The sequence below is a fragment of the Staphylococcus warneri genome (assembly GCF_900636385.1).
Taxonomy (GTDB): domain Bacteria; phylum Bacillota; class Bacilli; order Staphylococcales; family Staphylococcaceae; genus Staphylococcus; species Staphylococcus warneri.
This window is the reverse complement of record NZ_LR134269.1, coordinates 1,330,320-1,349,014: the sequence shown is the minus strand read 5'-3', so window position 1 is coordinate 1,349,014 and position 18,695 is coordinate 1,330,320. Positions and strand designations below refer to the sequence as shown.

Here is an 18,695-nt window from a genome sequence, read left to right as displayed (position 1 = left end):
CGATTGAAGTGATTTCAATCGGTGCTCCTTTATTTTGAGGAACGATTACTTTTTACGTTTAGAAGACTTTTTAGATTTCTTTTTCTTTCTTTTAGAAGCGACGACTTTTTTATTTTTGGTTGTCGCTGTTCCTTTTGGTTTTGGTGTTGTATCTTTGCTTTCTTTTTTCTTTTTAGCAATCAGTGGTGCAACGTGTGAATCATCATCTTTTAATGATTGTTTCTTTTGAGATAATTCAGTTGCTTTCTTATTGTTTTCTTCGTCATTGTTCTTTTTCTTTTTAGCAACTAACAATGGTGTGTGGTCGACATCATCGATTAAGTGTTTGTTCTTCTTATGTTGATGTGAAGAATAATCTTCTGTTTCATCTTCCTCATCTTTTTTACGACGTTTCGCTAAAATGAACCAGAATCCTGCTAATAAACCTGAAATACCTACAAATCCAAGTGTATTTTTTAATAAATCTACAAAACCATTTGAATTTTTATGGTGTTTAAAGTTGTCATTTGGTTCCTCGCTATCTTTCTTCGCATGTTCATTAGTTATAAGATCTTTTAGACTTTCCATTGCATTTTCGCTAGAACTATTAAATGTTTTAAATTGGTTAGTATTAAGCGCTCTAGATAAATCGTACACGGATGGATGAGTCAATGTTGATTGAGGCGGAATGTTTGAATTCCATCCTGTTATTTCTACAGAAAGAATACGTGCGATGCCATCATTTAATACTTGATTAACAACTTGTTGTGATTGAGCATTGTAAATATTTCTAATTGTATCGTTTAAAATGCCATAGATTCTATTTAATGCATCTTGTTTTTGACTACGTGTTCCAAACGGACTATTTAGGATACTTTTAGATTTTTGGTTAGCAATTTGTTTAATAGATGAAATGGCATTGTTTTTATGCTTCGCTAAGTCGTTAGCAACAGGTTTGAATTGATTAATTGTTGCTTGATATTGAGCTTTTTGCTTATTAATTTCAGTTAAAGTTGTTGCGTCGTTTATCGCCTTGATCGCATTGTCTTTTAACTTATTAAGTTGTTCGACTGCAACTTGTTTTTCTTTATCTGATAGATCTTTTCTAGCGTTAATTTCATCTATTTTTTGATTGATTGCGTCTTCTATCGCTTTTTGTGCATTATCTTTTGCTTGATCAATAGTAAATGCATTAGGGTCAAATTGATTAATTTGATCTTGTCCCTTTTGTTTAGCCTGATCAACGTCATCTTGTTTAGTAGATTTATTGATATTGTCAATTGCTTGTTGTTTTAATTTATCTACCTCAGTAATCGCAGCATCTTTTTGTTCTTGCGTTAAAGTAGTGTTGTTATTAATATCGTCAATTTTATTTCGGGTTGCATCTTCAATATCTTTTATTGCTTGTTGTTTGGCTACTGTTAATGCTTGTTCAATCACTTTAACTGGTACGTGAACAATCACTTTTGATCCATCAGTTAAAGTTATTTCAACACGTGCTTCTAAATTATTAGATACGCTTGATGTATTTGGTATTTCTAATACTTTTGCTTTTATTTGTTCACTTAAGTTGATATGTTGAAGCACGTCTTCGTCAGTTATGACTTCGTCACGTTGGACAACAATTTCTTCATTAACGAGTACCTGTTGAGCTGAGGCTTTAGGTAATTCGTTTGTGACTGGTTGTTGGTCTACTTCCCAAATAGGCGCATTTTGAATTTGATTAATTCCATTAGTTAATGCATTTGAAATTTCGTCTTTTGTTTTAGCATTTTCGATATTGTTCAATGCTTGATTTTCAAAATCATCGATTTCTTTTAATGCTTTTGCTTTTTGCGCATCTGTAAGATTTGGGTTGTTGTTAATGTCATCACGTTTTGCATTAGCAATATCTTTAATCGCTTGTTTTGCATCAACTTTAGACTGAATTAAATCTTTTAGTTTGTCTAAAGCATTGTTGAATTGATCTTTGGCATTTTGAATTTGCTCTTTAGTTGTAGCATTCGAAATATCAGTGTTTGCTTGTTGTTGTAATTGACGAATTTGCGCTTTTAAAGCGTCTTTTTCTGCATCAGATAGATTTGAATTATGATCAATTGCATCTATTAATGCTTGACTATGTTGATTAATATCTTGTTTAGCATCGTTTTGAGCTTTTGGTATTTCGTTAGCATGAATTTGAGCAATTGCTTGACTGCCGTTATTTTCAACATTATCGACTGCTTGATTAGTTGTTGCTTTATTAATATTATTGATTGTTTGATTCGCAAGCGCTTCGGCTTTATTTTTAGCATCTATCTTATCTTGATCAGTCGCATTTGTAGCTTCAATATCATTGATTTTATCTGCTAATGCTTTATTAATCATTTGGATTGCTTTGTTTTTAGCATCTTGTAATCTAGAATCGCCATTTAAATGGTTGATTACTTCTTTAAGTGTTTGGATTGCACCTTGGATATCGTTTGTATCGCCAACTTCATTATCAGTACCTTTTAATAATTTAATGGCATCATCTTTAGCTTGAGTAAAGTTCGCTTTAGCATTATCATCTGCATTTTGATATTTAATACTATTTTCGCTACTTGGCACATCATTATTTACAATATCTTTTAATACTTTCATTGCATCATTTAAATCAATTTGATTATTGATGATGTCATTAAGAGTATCTAAATCATCAGCTTGAGCAACTAATTGATGTGCTAAGTTTCTTTGATTTGGATTTAAGTTTTCTAAACTATCGATAAATTGATCAGCTTTACCTTTAGCTTTAGAAACGTTTTGATCACCATTAAGGGCATTTTCAGCATTGATTATCTCTTGTTGTAAAGATTCTACTTCATCATTTGTTAATGCATTACCTTGAGCTTTGTTCAACACATTATGTGCACGATCTAAAGTAGCGTTATAATTCGCTTTTAACTCATCATCTGCATCGATATAATTCGAACTTGCTTTGACTGGCGCTTCTGTTCGTTGAACATACTGATTTAAAGCATCCATAGATTTATCTAATGTTGTTGCTTTTTGAGCTGCTTTAGCCACATCGCCTAAGGTATTAGCAGAATTAATTTGTTGTTCTGCCATTTGTTTTTGAGCATTATTCAGATGTGTTAATTGATCTAATTTGTTTAATGCATCAGATTTGGAATCATTTAATCTTTGGTTACCATTTAATGCATCTTTTGTATGTGTGATTGCATCTTTAAGTTGATTAATTTGATCAGTTGTTAAATTAGAACCAGTTGGATGATCTAATGCTTGTTGTGCTTGTGTGATAGCTTCATCAAAATCATGTTTAAGTTGAGTATCGGCATTTAAATAATTACCTGTTTGTTTCGTTGGTTCATTATTATCGTTAACTGCTTGTTGAAGTTCAGTCATTGCATGATTTAACTTATTAGCCTCATTAACGATGCTTTGAATATCATTTAAATCGTTGGCATTGTTAATGCGATTGTTTATCGCTTGATGTTGCGCTTCATTTAAAGCAGTTAATTGATCAATATTCTGAGTTGCATTTGCTTTCGCTTCTGCAACTTTTTCATCACCATTCAAATCATGTTTAGCATTTTCAATCGCTGTAATAGCTTGTTCAACTTCTTGTTGTGTCGCATTTTGAGTTAGAAGTTGTTGTGCTTGTGCTATTGCTTGATTATATGCAGCTTGTTTGTCAGGATCAGCTTGCGTGAAATCAACTGTATTTGTTACATGATTGTGTTCATCAATCGCTTGTTGTAATTGATCAGTCGAATGATCTAATTGATGTGATTGATCTTCAATTTGAGCGATTGATTTTAATGTAGTTGCTTGTTTAACTTGATCTTTCATCGCTGATTTTTGCTCATCATTAAGATGTGGTTGTTGTTCAATATCTTGAATAGTTTGTACCTTTGCATTAGTTACACGTGCATTTCCATCTAGATTATTTATTGCTTGTTGTAAAGATGTGATTGCATTTTCAACATCTATTTGAGTTGCATTAGGTCCTGTTTGTATATCTGTAATATGTGTTGCATTTGTTAAAGATTGATTGAATGCATCTTGTTTTTCAGTAGATGCCTCTGTGTAATTAGGATCTGATTTGTCTCTATTTGCTTGATTCATTACATCTTTAAGTCTACCCATTGTTTGATCAAGTTGATTTGCGGATTGGACGATTTGAGCAACTTCATTTCTTGTTGTTGCTTGGTTAACTGCATCTTTCGCAAATTCAAGCTGATCATGATTTAAATTGCTAAGTCCATCTAAATCAGTCAATGCTTGTTGTTGTGCTTGAGCAAGTTTTTGATTTCCGTGTAGATTTGCGATAGCGTCATTTACTTCTTGTATTGCTTGGTCTACATGATCTTTATCCATGATAGGATCTGTAGTTTTATCGACAATTGATTTGGCATTTGAAACGGCTTGTTTATATGCTTCTTGCTCAGGTGAATCTTCATTAATAAATGGACTACTTGATTCAATTTGTGGCTGGTCTTGAATGACATTTCTCAATGTATTCATCGCTTGATTTAATGCATTTGCTCGAGCGACAATTTCAGCGACCTCATTACGAGTTGGTGCTTGATTAATTTGAGTTTCGAATGTGTTACGTTGAGCGTCATTTAAGCCATTAAGTTGATTTAAATCTGTAATCGCGTGTTGTTTATCATTTTGAAGTTTTTCAGCACCGTGTAAGTGATCTTTCGCATTTGTAACAGCTTCTGTAAGTTGTTGAACTTGTGTTCTATCCAATGTTGGATGATCTACTTGATTAATTAATGCTTCCGCTTGTTGTACTGCATTTGTATAAGCATTTTGTTCAGGTGAATCTTCATTAATAAATGGACTACTATTTTCAACTTGTTGATGATCTTGAATCGCGTCTCTCAATGCTTTCATTGACTGATCTAAAGCTTCTGCTTGCGCTACTTTTTGAGCAACTTCGTCACGAGTAGGTACTTGGTTGATTTGTTCTTGTAGTGCTTGACGTTGTGCAGCATTTAGATTTTGTAGATGATTGATCGTTTCGTTTGCTAGTTGTTTATCTTGAGCTAATTTTTGATCTCCATGTAATTGATCTTTGGCATTGATAACAGCTTGTGTTGCTTGTTCAATTTGTGTTTGATCTAATGTTGGATTTGTAGCTTGATTGATAATATCTAATGCATGTTGAACCGCTTGAGAATAATCATCTTTTTGTTTTGGATCTTCGTTTGTGAATTGACTACTATTTTCAACTTGTTGGTGATCCTTAATGCTATCTTTTAATGCTTGCATTGCATTGTTAAGTGCTTCTGCTTGCGCTACTTTTTGAGCAACTTCATCTCTAGTTTGAGCATCAGTAATTGCATCATTAAGCGCTTGTTGTTGTGCTGGTGTTAATTGATTAAATTGATTCATTGTTTCACCGGCATGTTGTTTATCTTCAGCTAGTTTTTCAACACCATTTAACGCTTGTTTAGTAGCATTCACTGATTCAGTAGCTTGATTTACATTATCTTTATTGATTGTTGGATTAGTTATTCCAGCAATGATACTTTCAGCATTTTGAATTGCGTTGTCATAATCTTGCTTTTTATTAGGATCTGCGTTGATGTATTGACTGCTATCTAATGTTGTTTGTTTATCGGCAATACTTTGTTGTAACGCATCCATATATTGATCAAGTTGTTGTGCCTCAGTTACATCATTTTTAACAGCTGTACGTGTTGTTTCATTATCAATTAAAGCATCTTCCATATGTTTTTGAGCATCATTAAGATGAGGTAATTGATTAATGCGTTCCTTAGCTAGATCTTTTTCATTTTGTAATTTAGTTACACCTTGAAGTGCTTGTTTACTATTATTTACACTTTCAGTTGTTTGATTAATTACATTTGTATCTAATGTGGCTTGTTGTTCATTAATCAAATCTTGCGCATTTTGGACTGCTTGATCATAATTTTGTTGTTCTGTAGGATCCTCATTAATATATGCACTACTTGCTTTAACTTCTGCATTATCATCAATACTTTGACGTAATCCATGCATAGCTTGGTTAAGCGAATCTGCTTGTTGTTCAATTTGTTGCACATCCGTAATGAGTGGTGCGTGATTAACTTGTTCTTTTAAAGCAGATTTTTGTGGATCATTTAAATCTGCTAGTCCATCAATGGCTTGTTGAGCATGTAATTTAGAATCTTGTAATCTTTGTTCGCCATTTAAGTTTTGTAATGCTTGTTGAACTTGAGTTAATGCTTGTTCAACTTCTGGTTGACTTGCATTTGGTCCATGTTGATGATCAATGATAGATTGAGCATGGGCAACAGCATCAGTATATGCAGATTGCTTATCTGGGTCAGCGTTAACAAACTGACTTTGTTGTTTTACGTCATTTTGATTAGCAATAGCATTTTGTAATTGATTCATTGCATTATCTAGCGCTTGAGCATCTCGAACATGTTGAGTTACGGCATCAATATCAGTAGCTTGAGCAATACCCTCTTGTGCTTGTTGTATTTGTGCTTGATTTAGGTGATCTAAGTGATCGATGGTTTGTGTAGCTTGTTGTTTAGCGTGAGTTAGGTTTTCATCGCCATCTAAAGCTACTTTATTAGCATTAACAAGGTTAGCAGCTGCATTAATGTCAGTTGGATTCATAACTGGTGTTGTTGCATTTATGATTTGATTAGCATCATTCACTGCATTGTTATAGTCATTTTGACGATCAGCAGTTGCATCATGATAATCTTCAGAATTAAGTGTTTGTTGATTATCTTTAACACTATCTCTTAAATGTTCCATTGCTTGATCTAATGTTTGTGCATTTTGTTTTATTGAATCGACATCAGTAACTAATGGTGCATTTGCAATTTGTGTTTCCAAATCATGTCGTTGCGCGTCATTTAAGTGAGGTAATTGCGTTAATGCTTGATTAGCATCTTGTTTAGCTTGGGCTAAGTTTGAATTACCATTTAAATTTTGGATCGCTTGATTTACCTTATTAGTCATTGCTTCAATTGTACTTTGATCTTCATTAGTACCAAGTTGAGGATTTAATACATTTTCTGCATTTCCTACTGCTTGATTGTATGCATCTTGGATAGCTTGATCAGCATTTAAATAATTACCATCAGCTAATATTTGATTTTTATTATGAATCGCTTGTTCTAATTGATCCATTGCATTATTCAAACTTTCAGCAGTTTGTTTAGCTGTGTTAACAGCATCTATATTTGGCGCGTGTTCGATTTGAGATGTGAGTGCTTGCTTTTGTGCGTCATTTAGATGTGTCATGCCATTGACATCGTTAGTAGCATTTTGCTTTTCTGTTGTCAATTTGGTATCACCATTGAGGTCATCTTTAGCCAGATTTACTTGAGTTAGTGCTTGTGTAATATCATCTGGATTTAAAGTTGGATCAACAGTTTGATTTATGATGGATTCAGCTTGTCTGATTGCATCTTGATATGCAGTTTGTTTATCAGTATCAGCGTCGTGATAATTTTCACTACATAAAATATCGTCTTTATTTGCAATGCCCTGTTTTAAGTTGTGCATTGCATCATTGACATTTTGTGCCTGTTGTTTTACTTGATTTACCGCTTCAATTGTCTGTGCTTGCTCAATTTGGTTTGTAAGTGCATCATGTTGCGGTTGATTTAAATCAGGTAATGTATTGAGATTTGCTTTAGCATCTTGTTTAGCTTGAGCTAGGTTTTCATCACCATTTAAATCATCTTTCGCATGATTAATAGCATCAGTCATTTGTTTCACAGCGTCTGGTGATAATTGTACCACTTGATTGCCATTAACAACTTGTTGTGCTTGAGCTACAGCATTATCATATGCTGTTTGTTTATCATTGTTTGCTTGTGTGTAATCGATGGTTTGAGGTACTTGAGCATTGGCTTGTAATGTCTGATTCAAGTTACCCATTGCAGTGTTTAAATCATTTGCAGATTGTTTGATTTGATCAACACTTGGAACAAGACTTGTTTGATTCACTTGTTCTTTTAAAGCTGCTTTTTGTGCAGGATTTAAGTTTGGTAAACCATCAATCAGAGTAGATGCGTTTTGTTGTGCATCGTGTAGATTATCATTACCATTCAAATCGCCTTTCGTTTGATCCACTTGATGTAAAGCGTTAGTAATAGCTTGTGGATCTACGATTGCATTCGGAGTACCATTGATAATTTGTTCGGCATGATTGATTGCTTCACTATATGCTTGTTGTTTATCTGGGTTAGCATTTGTGTAATTACCGTCTGCTATTGTTTGATCTTTGTCTGCAATACCTTGTTTCAATGCGGACATTGCTTGATCTAAATTACTTGTTGTAGCTTTAACTTGATTTACATCATTTACAGTATTTGCTAAATTCACTTGTTGTTTTAATGCTTCTTTTTGTGCAGGATTTAAATCTTGTGCGTTATTAATTTGCTCAATCGCTTCCTGTTTCGCATTTTCAACGTTTGAATTACCATTTAATGCATCTTTAGCATCGTTAAGTTGTTTTAACGCTTGTGCGATATCATCTTGAGATGCATTGTTTTGACTATTATGATCTACGATACTTTCTGCAAGTGTTACTGCATCGTTATAAGCATCTTTCTTAGGTTGATCTGCATCTGAATAATTGATACTACCTAACGTATCTGCTTTAGTTTGTAATGCTTGATCTAATTGATTCATGGCATTATTTAAACTTTCAGCATTTTGTTTAATTTTGTTCGTTGCGGCAATATCTGGCGCTTGATCAATTTGTTGAGTTAATGCATCAATTTGTGCTTGGTTTAAATGATCTAATGTACCTAGTGTTGTTTTAGCATCTTGTTGAGCAGTGGCAAGTTTTTGGTCGCCGTTTAAATTATGATTAGCTTCATTAACATTAGCTAATGCTTGTTTGATTGTGTCTGGATCCATAGTTGGATTGTTTTGCTCATTTAATAATGTATCTGCATGATTGATAGCATCATCAAATGCTGTTTGTCTATCCGGATCTGCATCATGATAATTTTCGCTACCTTTGATATCGTCTTTATTTGCGATGCCTTGTTTCAAGGCTGTCATTGCATCGTTAAGTTTTTCTGCAGCTTGTTGAATCGCGTTAACATCAGGTACTTGTAATGCTTGATTGATTTGCTTATTAAATTCATCACGTTGTGCTTGATTTAAATTTGGTAATTGATCAAGCGCTTGTGTTACCTGTTGTTTAGCATTAATAAGGTTAGCATTACCATTCAAGTCATTGTTAGCTTGGTTCACGTGATTTAATGCATTTTGTATGTCACTTGGTGACACAATAACGTTTGGCACACCATCTATTAATTGTTGTGCGTGGTTAACTGCATCATTGTATGCATGTTGTTTATCAGGACTTGCATTTGTGTAGTTACCGTCTGCTAATATTTGATCTTTATTAGCGATACCTTGTTTTAAAGCTGTCATTGCTTGATTTAAATCTAGAGCGTTTTGTTTAATTTCATTAACGTCAGCGACAGTTGTTGCATCAGCAACTTGTTGTTTTAACGCATCTTTTTGAGCATGATTTAAATCATTTGAATTGTTGATTGTATCAGTCGCTTGAATTTTAGCATTTTGAACATTGTCATTGCCGTTTAAGGTGTCTTTAGCTCTTTTAACTGCTTGAATTGCTTCTGCCACTTCTGTTTGTGTCGCATTATTACCGTTTGTCTTAGATAAAATGTGTTCAGCATTGCTAATAGCATTATTATAAGCTTCTTGTTTCGCTGGATCAGCATCTGTGTAGTTAACATTAGATTTAATATCATCTTTATCTTTAATTGCCTGATTCAAATCATTCATAGCATGATTTAGATTTTCAGCTTCAATTTTAATTTGATTAGCTTCATCTACTGATGTTGCTTGTTTAATCCTATTTTCTATGTCTTTTTGTTGTGCATTATTTAAGTGATCATACGTGCCAACTGATTGCATTGCTTCTTCTTTAGCGTGTGTAAGGTTTTCATTACCGTTTAAACCGTCTTTAGTGTTAGTAACTGTGTCTGCAGCTTGGTTTATCACAGTTGGATCAATAACTGGATTAGTTACTTCATTTTGAATACCTTGTGCTGTGTTAACTGCATTATTATAAGCATCTTTATTATTTTCACTTGAATCAATGTAATTTTGTCCATTTTTGATATCTGTATTATCGGCAACTGATTGATTTAAGTGTTCCATTGCTGTATCAACTGCTTGTGCTTTATTTTCATTATCTTTAACTTCTGCAACAGTTGTAGATTGATCAACTAATTGTTTTAAGGCTTCTTTTTGTGGATTTGTTAAATGTGTTAATCCATCAATAGCTTGGTTAGCATTTTGTTTAGCATTAGCTAAGTTTTCTTTACCGTTTAAGGCATCTTTTTTACTGTTGACCGCATTTATAGCTGCTTCTACTTCATCTTTAGTTAAGTTACCACCTTGTGTTGGGTTTAAGATTGTTTCGGCATTTGAAACTGCATCAGTATAGTCAGTTTTCTTATCAGGACTAGCGTCGTTGTAATTTTGACTATTAAGCGTTTCAGCTTTGTCATTTAAGCTATCTGCGAGTTGTCCCATAGCATTATTTAAAGCTTGTGCATCGTTGTTTATTCGATCGATGTCAGCTAGTGTTTGTGCTTGATCAATTTGATGTTCAATGTTTTCACGTTGAGCGTTATTTAGATGATTTAAATTGTTAAGTGCTTGATTTGCATTATTTTTAGCATCTTCAACTTTACGGTTACCGTTTAAATCTTGTTTCGCTGTATTTATTGCAGATAATGCTGCTTCAACCTCAGCTTGTGTTGAATTTGATCCAGTAGTTGGATCTGTAATTAATTGAGCATCATTAATAGCATGATCATAAGCGCTTTGTTTAGGTTGATCTGCGTCACTATAATTAACACTTTGATGTACTTGATCTTTATCATTGACTGCGTTTATTAATTGTTCCATAGCTTGATCAAGTGAAGTTGCTTTAGCTTTAACTTGTTCAACAGAAGCAACATTTGGTGCGTCTTTAAGCTGTTGTGTCAAGTCAGCTTGTTGTGCTTGATTCAAATGACTTAAATGTTGTAGATCATTCGTAGCACTTTGTTTTGCATTATTTAAGTTTTCTACTCCATTTAAATCTTGAGTTGATGTTTTGATTTGATTTAATGCTTGAGTCACAGCCTCTGGATTTAATGTAGGTTGAGTTGTTTCATTAATCATACTTTCAGCATTTGTAATGGCATGGTTATAGTCATCTTGATTGCTAGTATTTGCATCTACATAAGGCTGACTTGCTTTAACATCATGTTGTTTTGCAACTTCTTGGCGTAAGTCAGACATGGCATTATTCAAGTTGCCTGCATTAGCTTTAATCGTATCTATATCAGGAAGTTGTTTCGCTGTATCAATTTGGTCTTGAATACTTTGACGTTGTGCATCTGACAATCCTGTCATTTGTTGTAAAGCATTGGTTGCTTCTTGTTTAGCATTGGCAAGGTTTGAATTACCATTTAATCCTTGCTCTGCATTATTAACATTTTGAGTTGCAGTAGTAATATCTGCAGGATTGATAATGACATCCGGTGTACCATTGATTAAATTTTGTGCACGTTGGTAAGCATCTGTATAAGCGCCTTGTTCTTGTGGGCTAGCATTAGTGTAATTACCATCTGCAACAATTGTATCGTGATCTGCAATCGCTTGTTTGAGTTGTTTCATAGCAGTATTTAATGCATTAGCGTTATTTTGTAAATCTGTTACAGCCGCTACCGTTTGTGCTTGATTTACTTTTCCTTTAAGTTCATTTTTTTGTTGTTCGTTAAGATGTGGTGCATTTTCAATCGCTTGAGTAGCTTGAGATTGTGCATCATGTAAGTTTTGTGCACCATTTAACTCGTGTGCAGCATTTGTAACAGCTTGCATTGCTTGTTCAACTGCTTGCTGATCACTATTTGGTCCTGTTGTTTTAGCTAATATATCGTCTGCATTTTGTAATGCTTGATCATAGGCTTGTTTTTTATCAGGACTTGCGTCAGCGTAATTTTGGCTATTTAAGATATCATTTCGATTAGCAATTGCTTGTTGTAATTGTTGCATTGCTTGATCTAATGCTTGAGCAGTAGCTTCAATTTGATGTACAGCTTCTACTGAAGGTGCAGTAGCAATTTGATCTCTTAAATTGTCACTTTGCGCATGATTGATGTGATCAAGTGCATTTAATTGAGTATTGGCTTCGTTTTTAGCATTTTGAAGGTTAGTATTACCATTTAATTGATCTTTAGTTGTATTAACTTGATTTATGGCAGATTCTACTTGTTCTTTTGATAAGTTATTACCATTTACTGGATCTAAAATAGCTTGAGCATTTGTAACTGCATCATCATAATTTGTTTTTCTATCTGTATCAGCATCAGTGTAATTGATTTGTTGTTTGATAGTTGCTTGATCACTGATACTATCTTTTAATTGACCCATCACAGTATTTAATGCATTTGCTTGATCTATTGCTTGTGCAACTTGAGATAGCGTCGTAGCACCATTAATGTTATTTTTCGCAGCTTCACGTTGGTGTTGGTTTAAATGCGTATCATTATCTAATGTTTGTAGTGCATTGATTTTAGCTTCTGATACTTTTTCTTCTCCATTTAATTCTTGTTTAGCATGATTAACATTCTCAATAGCTTGTTCTACTTCAGACTGTGTAAGATCATGTCCAAGGTCTTTATCAAGTGTGTTTTGTGCTTGATGCACTGCGTTAGTATATGCAGATTGTTTACTAGTATCAGCATCAGTATAATCTACACTTTGTTCAACATCTTGATAGTTATCAATACTTTGTTGTAATTGTCCCATTGCATTATTTAAATCTTGTGCTGTTTGTTTAGCTTGTGCTACTTCAGCTAATGTTTGGGCATTGTTGATACGATCTTGAGCAGTGTTTGTTTGAGCATGATTTAAGTTTGAGTAAGTGCCTAGTTCTTGAATAGCTGCTATTTTAGCCTCTTGAACTTTTTCTTCACCATTCAAATCTTGTTGTGCTTGATTTACTTTTGCTAAAGCTTGTTCAACTTGAGATTGAGTAAGATCATTTCCATGATCTTTATCAAGGATACTTTGTGCTTAAGTAACAGTATCTGTGTATGCCTGTTGTTTATCAGTATCAGCATCAGTATAATCCACGCTTTGTTCAACATCTTGATGATATGCTATACCTTGTTGAAGTTGACCCATTGCATTATTAAGCGTATTTGCCTCTTGTTGTGCTTGAGTGACAGCTTCTAATGTTTGTGCATCATTGATATGTTGAGTAGCTGTATTAACTTGAGCATGATTTAAATTTGCATACGTACTTAATGCTTGCTTAGCTGCAGCTTTAGCTTCTTCTACTTTACGATTACCATTAAGGTCTTGTTGCGCAGCTTTTACTTTTGCAATGGCTGCTTCAACTTGAGATTGTGTGGCATTCGTACCATTAGTTGGATCTGTAATAGCCTCGGCTTGGGAAACTGCATTATCATAAGCTTGCTGTTTATCAGTATCAGCATCAGTGTAATTCACACTTTGTTGAACATCGTTATGATTAGCAATTGTGTCTTTAAGTTGACCCATTACTGTATTTAATGATGTAGCTGAATCTTTAAGTGCGTTGACAGCTGCAATATCATTAGCTTGTTGTACTTGATCATTCAAAGTATTGATTTGATTTTGATTTAAATGATTCATTTGACCAATATCATGTTTCGCAGCTTCTTTAGCTTGAATTAAGTTTTGTTCACCATTTAATGCTGCTTTTGTTTCATTTACTTTAGTTGCAGCTTGATTAATTTCAGTAGCACTCATGTTAGGTTGACTTGTAGCATCGATAATCGCATTTGCTTGATCAATAGCCGTATTGTAGTCATTTTGATTGCTATTTGATGCATCTAAATAATTTTGCCCTGTTTTAATTGATGGGTTATCTTGAATGCTTTGACGTAATACTTGCATTGCTTGATCGAGTGTTTGAGATTGTGTTTTAACGTTATCAACATTTGCTACATTTTGAGCTTGTTGAATTTGACGTTTTAACTCATCCTTTTGTATATTTGTTAAGTTTTGTAGATCATTAATCGCATTAGTAGCATTCGTTTTTGCTTGTTCTAAAATCTGAGTACCATCTAGAGCATCTTTTGTAGATGTTACTTGTGCTAAAGCTTGTGCAACAGCATCTTTGTCTAGATTTTGACCGTGTTCTTTATCTAAAAGTTGTTCCCCATTTGAAATGGCTTGATTATAAGCTTGTTGTTTTGATGGTTCGGCATCGGTATAGTTTTGACTATCTAATATTTGTTGTTTGTTAGCAATACCATCTTGTAATTGACTCATTGCTGTGTTTAGTTCTGTAGCATTGTCGCTTTGTTGATTCACATCTGCGACTGTTGTTGCATCATTAATTTGTTGTGTTAATGCTTCTTTTTGAGCATTATTTAATGATGTTAAGTGTTCTAAATCAGCTAGTGCTTGAGTCTTCGCATGTTCAACATTTTGGTTACCATTTAAAGCTTGTTCTGCAGTTTGAACTTTTTGCATTGCTGCTACTACATCAGTTTGTGATGTGTTAGGACCATTTGTCTTGTCTAATATTTGTTGTGCTTCCTTAACAGCATTTGAATAATTTTCTTTGAGATTATTGTTAGCATCTGTATAGTTCACTGATTGCTTAATTGCTTGTTGGTTTGCGATAGCTTGGTTCAATTGGTCCATCGCAGTGTTAAGATCATTCGCACTGTTTTGCGTAGCTGTTACATCACTCACATGAGTTGCTTGATTAATTTGTTGTGTGAGATCTGCTTTTTGAGCATCAGTTAAATGACTTAAGCTATCTAAATGTGTTAAGGCATCTTGTTGTGCATGTCTTAAGTTTTCTGTACCATTTAGTGCTTTTTCAGCAGTAGTCACTTGAGATGCAGCTTGTGTAATTGCATCAGGATCCATTGTAGGTGATGCTATTGGGTTAACGATTCCATTGGCATTATCAACTTGACTATTGTATGCATCTTGTAAATTTTGATTAGCGTCTGTATAATTTTGACTCGTTTTAATATTAGATGCATTAGCAATACTGTCTCTTAATTTATGCATTGCGTCATTGAGTACTGTTGCTTTATTTTGAGTAGTATTTATATCAGGTAAAGTTTGTGCTAGTGCGATTTGTTGTTTTAACTGGTCTCTTTGAGCATCATTGAGAGAAGTTAATCCATCGATAGCTGTTGTTGCGTTTTGTTTTGCTTCACGTAAGTTTTCATCACCATTTAAGTCTTGTTTAGCAGCGTTAACTTGTGATGTAGCATTTGAAATTTCACTTGGAATTAAGACTGCACCTTGCGTACCATTAATGATGGCTTCTGCATTATCAACTTGATTTGTGTAGGCTTGTTGTTTATCACCACTTGCATTGATGTAATTGCCGCTTGTTAAAGTATCATTTTTATCAGCAATAGCTTCTTTTAAGCTAGTCATATTGTTGTTTATTTCAGTAGCTAATTGTTCAATTGCTTTTACATCTGCAACACGCTTACCGTTAGATACTTGCGCTTTTAAAGCGTCTTTTTGAGCATCATTTAAATCAGCACTGTTACTTATAGTATTCATTGCGTTACGTTTAGCATCTTCAAGGTTACGTTCTCCGTTTAATGCTTGTTGTGCCTGATTGATTTGATTAATAAGGTTTTGAACTTCATTCATCGGAGTATTAGGACCTGATTGTTGGTTAACAATGCCTTGTGCAGTAACTAAATACATATCATAATCAGATTGTTTTGATTGATCAGCGTCTAAGTAGTTTTGAGTTGCTTGTACTGATGGTTGATTGTTCACTAATGTATTTAATTGTTCCATTGCATCATCTAACGATTGAGCTTCTTGTTTAATTTGATTTACATCAGCAATATGATTTGCTTGATTTACATTTGCTTCAAAAGCCTGTCGTTGCGCATCAGTTAAATGTGTTAACGTACCTAAATATTGTTGTGCACTTGCTTTCGTATCATTTAATTTTTGATCACCATTTAATGCTTTTTTAGCTGCGACAATTCGTTGTAAAGCTTCTTCTACTTTGTCTTGAGATGTATTAGGACCATTTGCTTGATCTAATATAGCTTCAGCAGTTGTTACACTTTGATCATAATCAGATTGTTTAGGTTGATCGGCATCAGTATAATTCTCAGTTGTTTTAACTTGTGGCGCTTGATTCACTTCAGCTTGTAATTGTTGCATTGCTTGATTTAAATCATTAGCTGCTTGTTTTACTTGATTAACGTCACTTATATGAGGCGATTGTTTGATTTGATTTAATAAATTCGCTTTTTGTTGATCTGTAATTTGACCTAATGTATCTAAATATTGTTTTGCATCTTGCTTAGCAGCTTCTAAGTTTTCATCACCATTTAATTTAGTTTTGGCTGAAATAACTTGTTGAGCCTTGTTATTGATTGCATCCGGATTCATTTCAGGATTAGTTGCTGTATTAATGATATTTTCAGCATCTGTTACTGCTGCATTATATGCTTGTTGTTGATCTGGAGATGCATCATGGTAATCTTCATTATCTTTAACAGTTGTTTGGTCAGCTATACTTTGTCTTAATGTGTCCATTGCTTGATTTAATGTGTCGGCATTGTTTTGAATACCTTGAACGTCACTAACTGTTTGACCATTATCAATGTCTTGCGTTAATTGTGCTTTTTGAGCATCTGTTAATGATGTAAGTGAATTTAATTGTTGTTTAGCGTTTTGTTTAGCTTGATCTAAATTCTGAGTACCATTTAATGCTTGTTCGGCATTTTGAACTTGTCTTAAAGCTTCTTCTACTTGCGCTTTATTTTTATTTGGACCTGCTTGGTTAAGAATGTCTTTAGCCGCTTGTACTGCAGTTGTGTAATTCGCTTTATTGTCTGGTGAAGCGTCTTGATAATTTTGACTATTTAGTACGGTATTCTCATTATTGATACCATTTTGTAAGTCAGACATCGCTTGATTTAAATCGTTAGCAGTTTGTGTTAACTGTTCGATATCAGCAATACGATTAGCATGATTGATATTGTCAGTCAAATTAGCTTTTTGAGCCTGATTTAAATGAGTTAAGCCATCCAATGCTGTAGTTGCTGTCGTTTTAGCTTGGTCAAGTCTTTCTTCTCCATCTAAAGCATCTTTTGTTTGGGTAACGTTATTAGTCGCTTGATTAATTGTATTCACATCAAGTGTTGGTTGTGATGTTTCATTAATGATAGTTTCTGCATTTGTTACAGCATCATTATAATTTAATTGTTTTTGCTGCTCTGCATCTATATAATCCTCGCCTTGTTTAACATCCTCTTTATTCGCAATCGATTGTTGTAAATTTGCCATAGCGCCATCAATATTATTAGCAAGTTCTTTAGCATTATTTACTGTATCAATTTGATGCGCGTCATTGATTTGTGTTTCTAATGCTTGACGTTGCGCTTGATTTAAATGTGTTAACTGACCAAGAGCGGTAAGCGCTTGTTGTTTTGCATTATTAAGGTTGGTATTACCGTTTAATGCTTGCTCTGTAAACGTGACTTGTTTTAATGCATGATTGACTTCATTTGGTGTAAGTATAGGACTTTGACCTGTACCTTCAACGATAGCTTTAGCTTGATCATATTTATTGTTATAAGCCGTTTTTAATTCAGGGTTCGCATTGACGTAGTTATCACTTTGAATAAGTTGATCGTGATTAGCGATACCTTGTTTTAATGCTGTCATCGCATTATTTAAATCGTCTGCATTTTGCTTAATATCATTAGCTTGTTGAACATTTTGTGCTTTTGAAACTTGTTGAATTAATGCATTTTTTTGTGCTTGATTTAAATCACTAGCTCCTACAATTATTGCGGTTGCTTCATCTTTAGCACGTTGTAAATTTTGTTGTCCATCTAATGCAGCTTGGCTTGATTTAACATTTTCAGCTTGTTGATTGATTGTCGTTGGATCCATGATTGGTTGTGTTTGGCTATCAATAGTACCTTTTGCATCATCAACGGCATTATCATAACTTGATTTGATAGATGGTGTTGCATCTATATAGTTAATACCTGTCTTAAGTTGATCATTATCAGCAATGCTATCTCTTAATTTAGTCATTGCATGATTTAATTGATTAATATCATTTTGTAATGCTACAAGTGCCGCATGATTTGGTGCAGCATTAATTTGTTCTTCTAAACGATTACGTTGAGCATCATTTAAACTTGTTGCATTTTGTAATGAAGTCAATGTTGGTTGACGATCTAAAGTTAGATTAGAACGTGCATGATTTAAATTCGCTTCATTTGTTTGTGCTTGTGCTACTTTAGCTTTAATTTCAGCTACAGTTGGCTGACCAGCAATAAGTTGATTTAATTCATTTAATGTTTGTCTCGCTTTACCTAACTCTTGATGATAAGCCTCTAATGAAGCGGATGTCATACCATCAGTATCAGTTGGTTGATTAATACTTGCTTCTAAACTATTTTTCGCAGCTTCTAATGGTGCTTTATCAGGTGTTAAATGAGCTTGAGCTTGATCTAAATCAGATTTAACGGTATTTGCTTGAGCTACATTTGTATTAATGTCTTGAACAGTTGGATTACCATTAAGTACTTGTTTGATAGCTTCAAGTTTCTCTTTAGCCGCATTTAATTTGTCATTAAATGTATTAATAGAATCTTGAGTCATGCCATTTGTATCAGTGTTATCTGCAGTATTAATAC

The 18,695-nt window shown here is 33.8% G+C and carries 3 pseudogenes; all 3 read right to left on the bottom strand.

What is annotated here, in order from left to right:
* Window positions 1-45: 45 nt before the first annotated feature.
* Window positions 46-12,900 (bottom strand): annotated as a pseudogene (locus EL082_RS12180) (DUF1542 domain-containing protein); the annotation flags it as partial.
* A gap of 123 nt (window positions 12,901-13,023) precedes the next feature.
* Window positions 13,024-17,271, bottom strand: a pseudogene (locus tag EL082_RS12175) (hyperosmolarity resistance protein Ebh); the annotation flags it as partial.
* Between the two features lie 93 nt (window positions 17,272-17,364).
* Window positions 17,365-18,693: pseudogene (locus EL082_RS12170) on the bottom strand (hypothetical protein); the annotation flags it as partial.
* Between the last annotated feature and the right edge of the window lie 2 nt (window positions 18,694-18,695).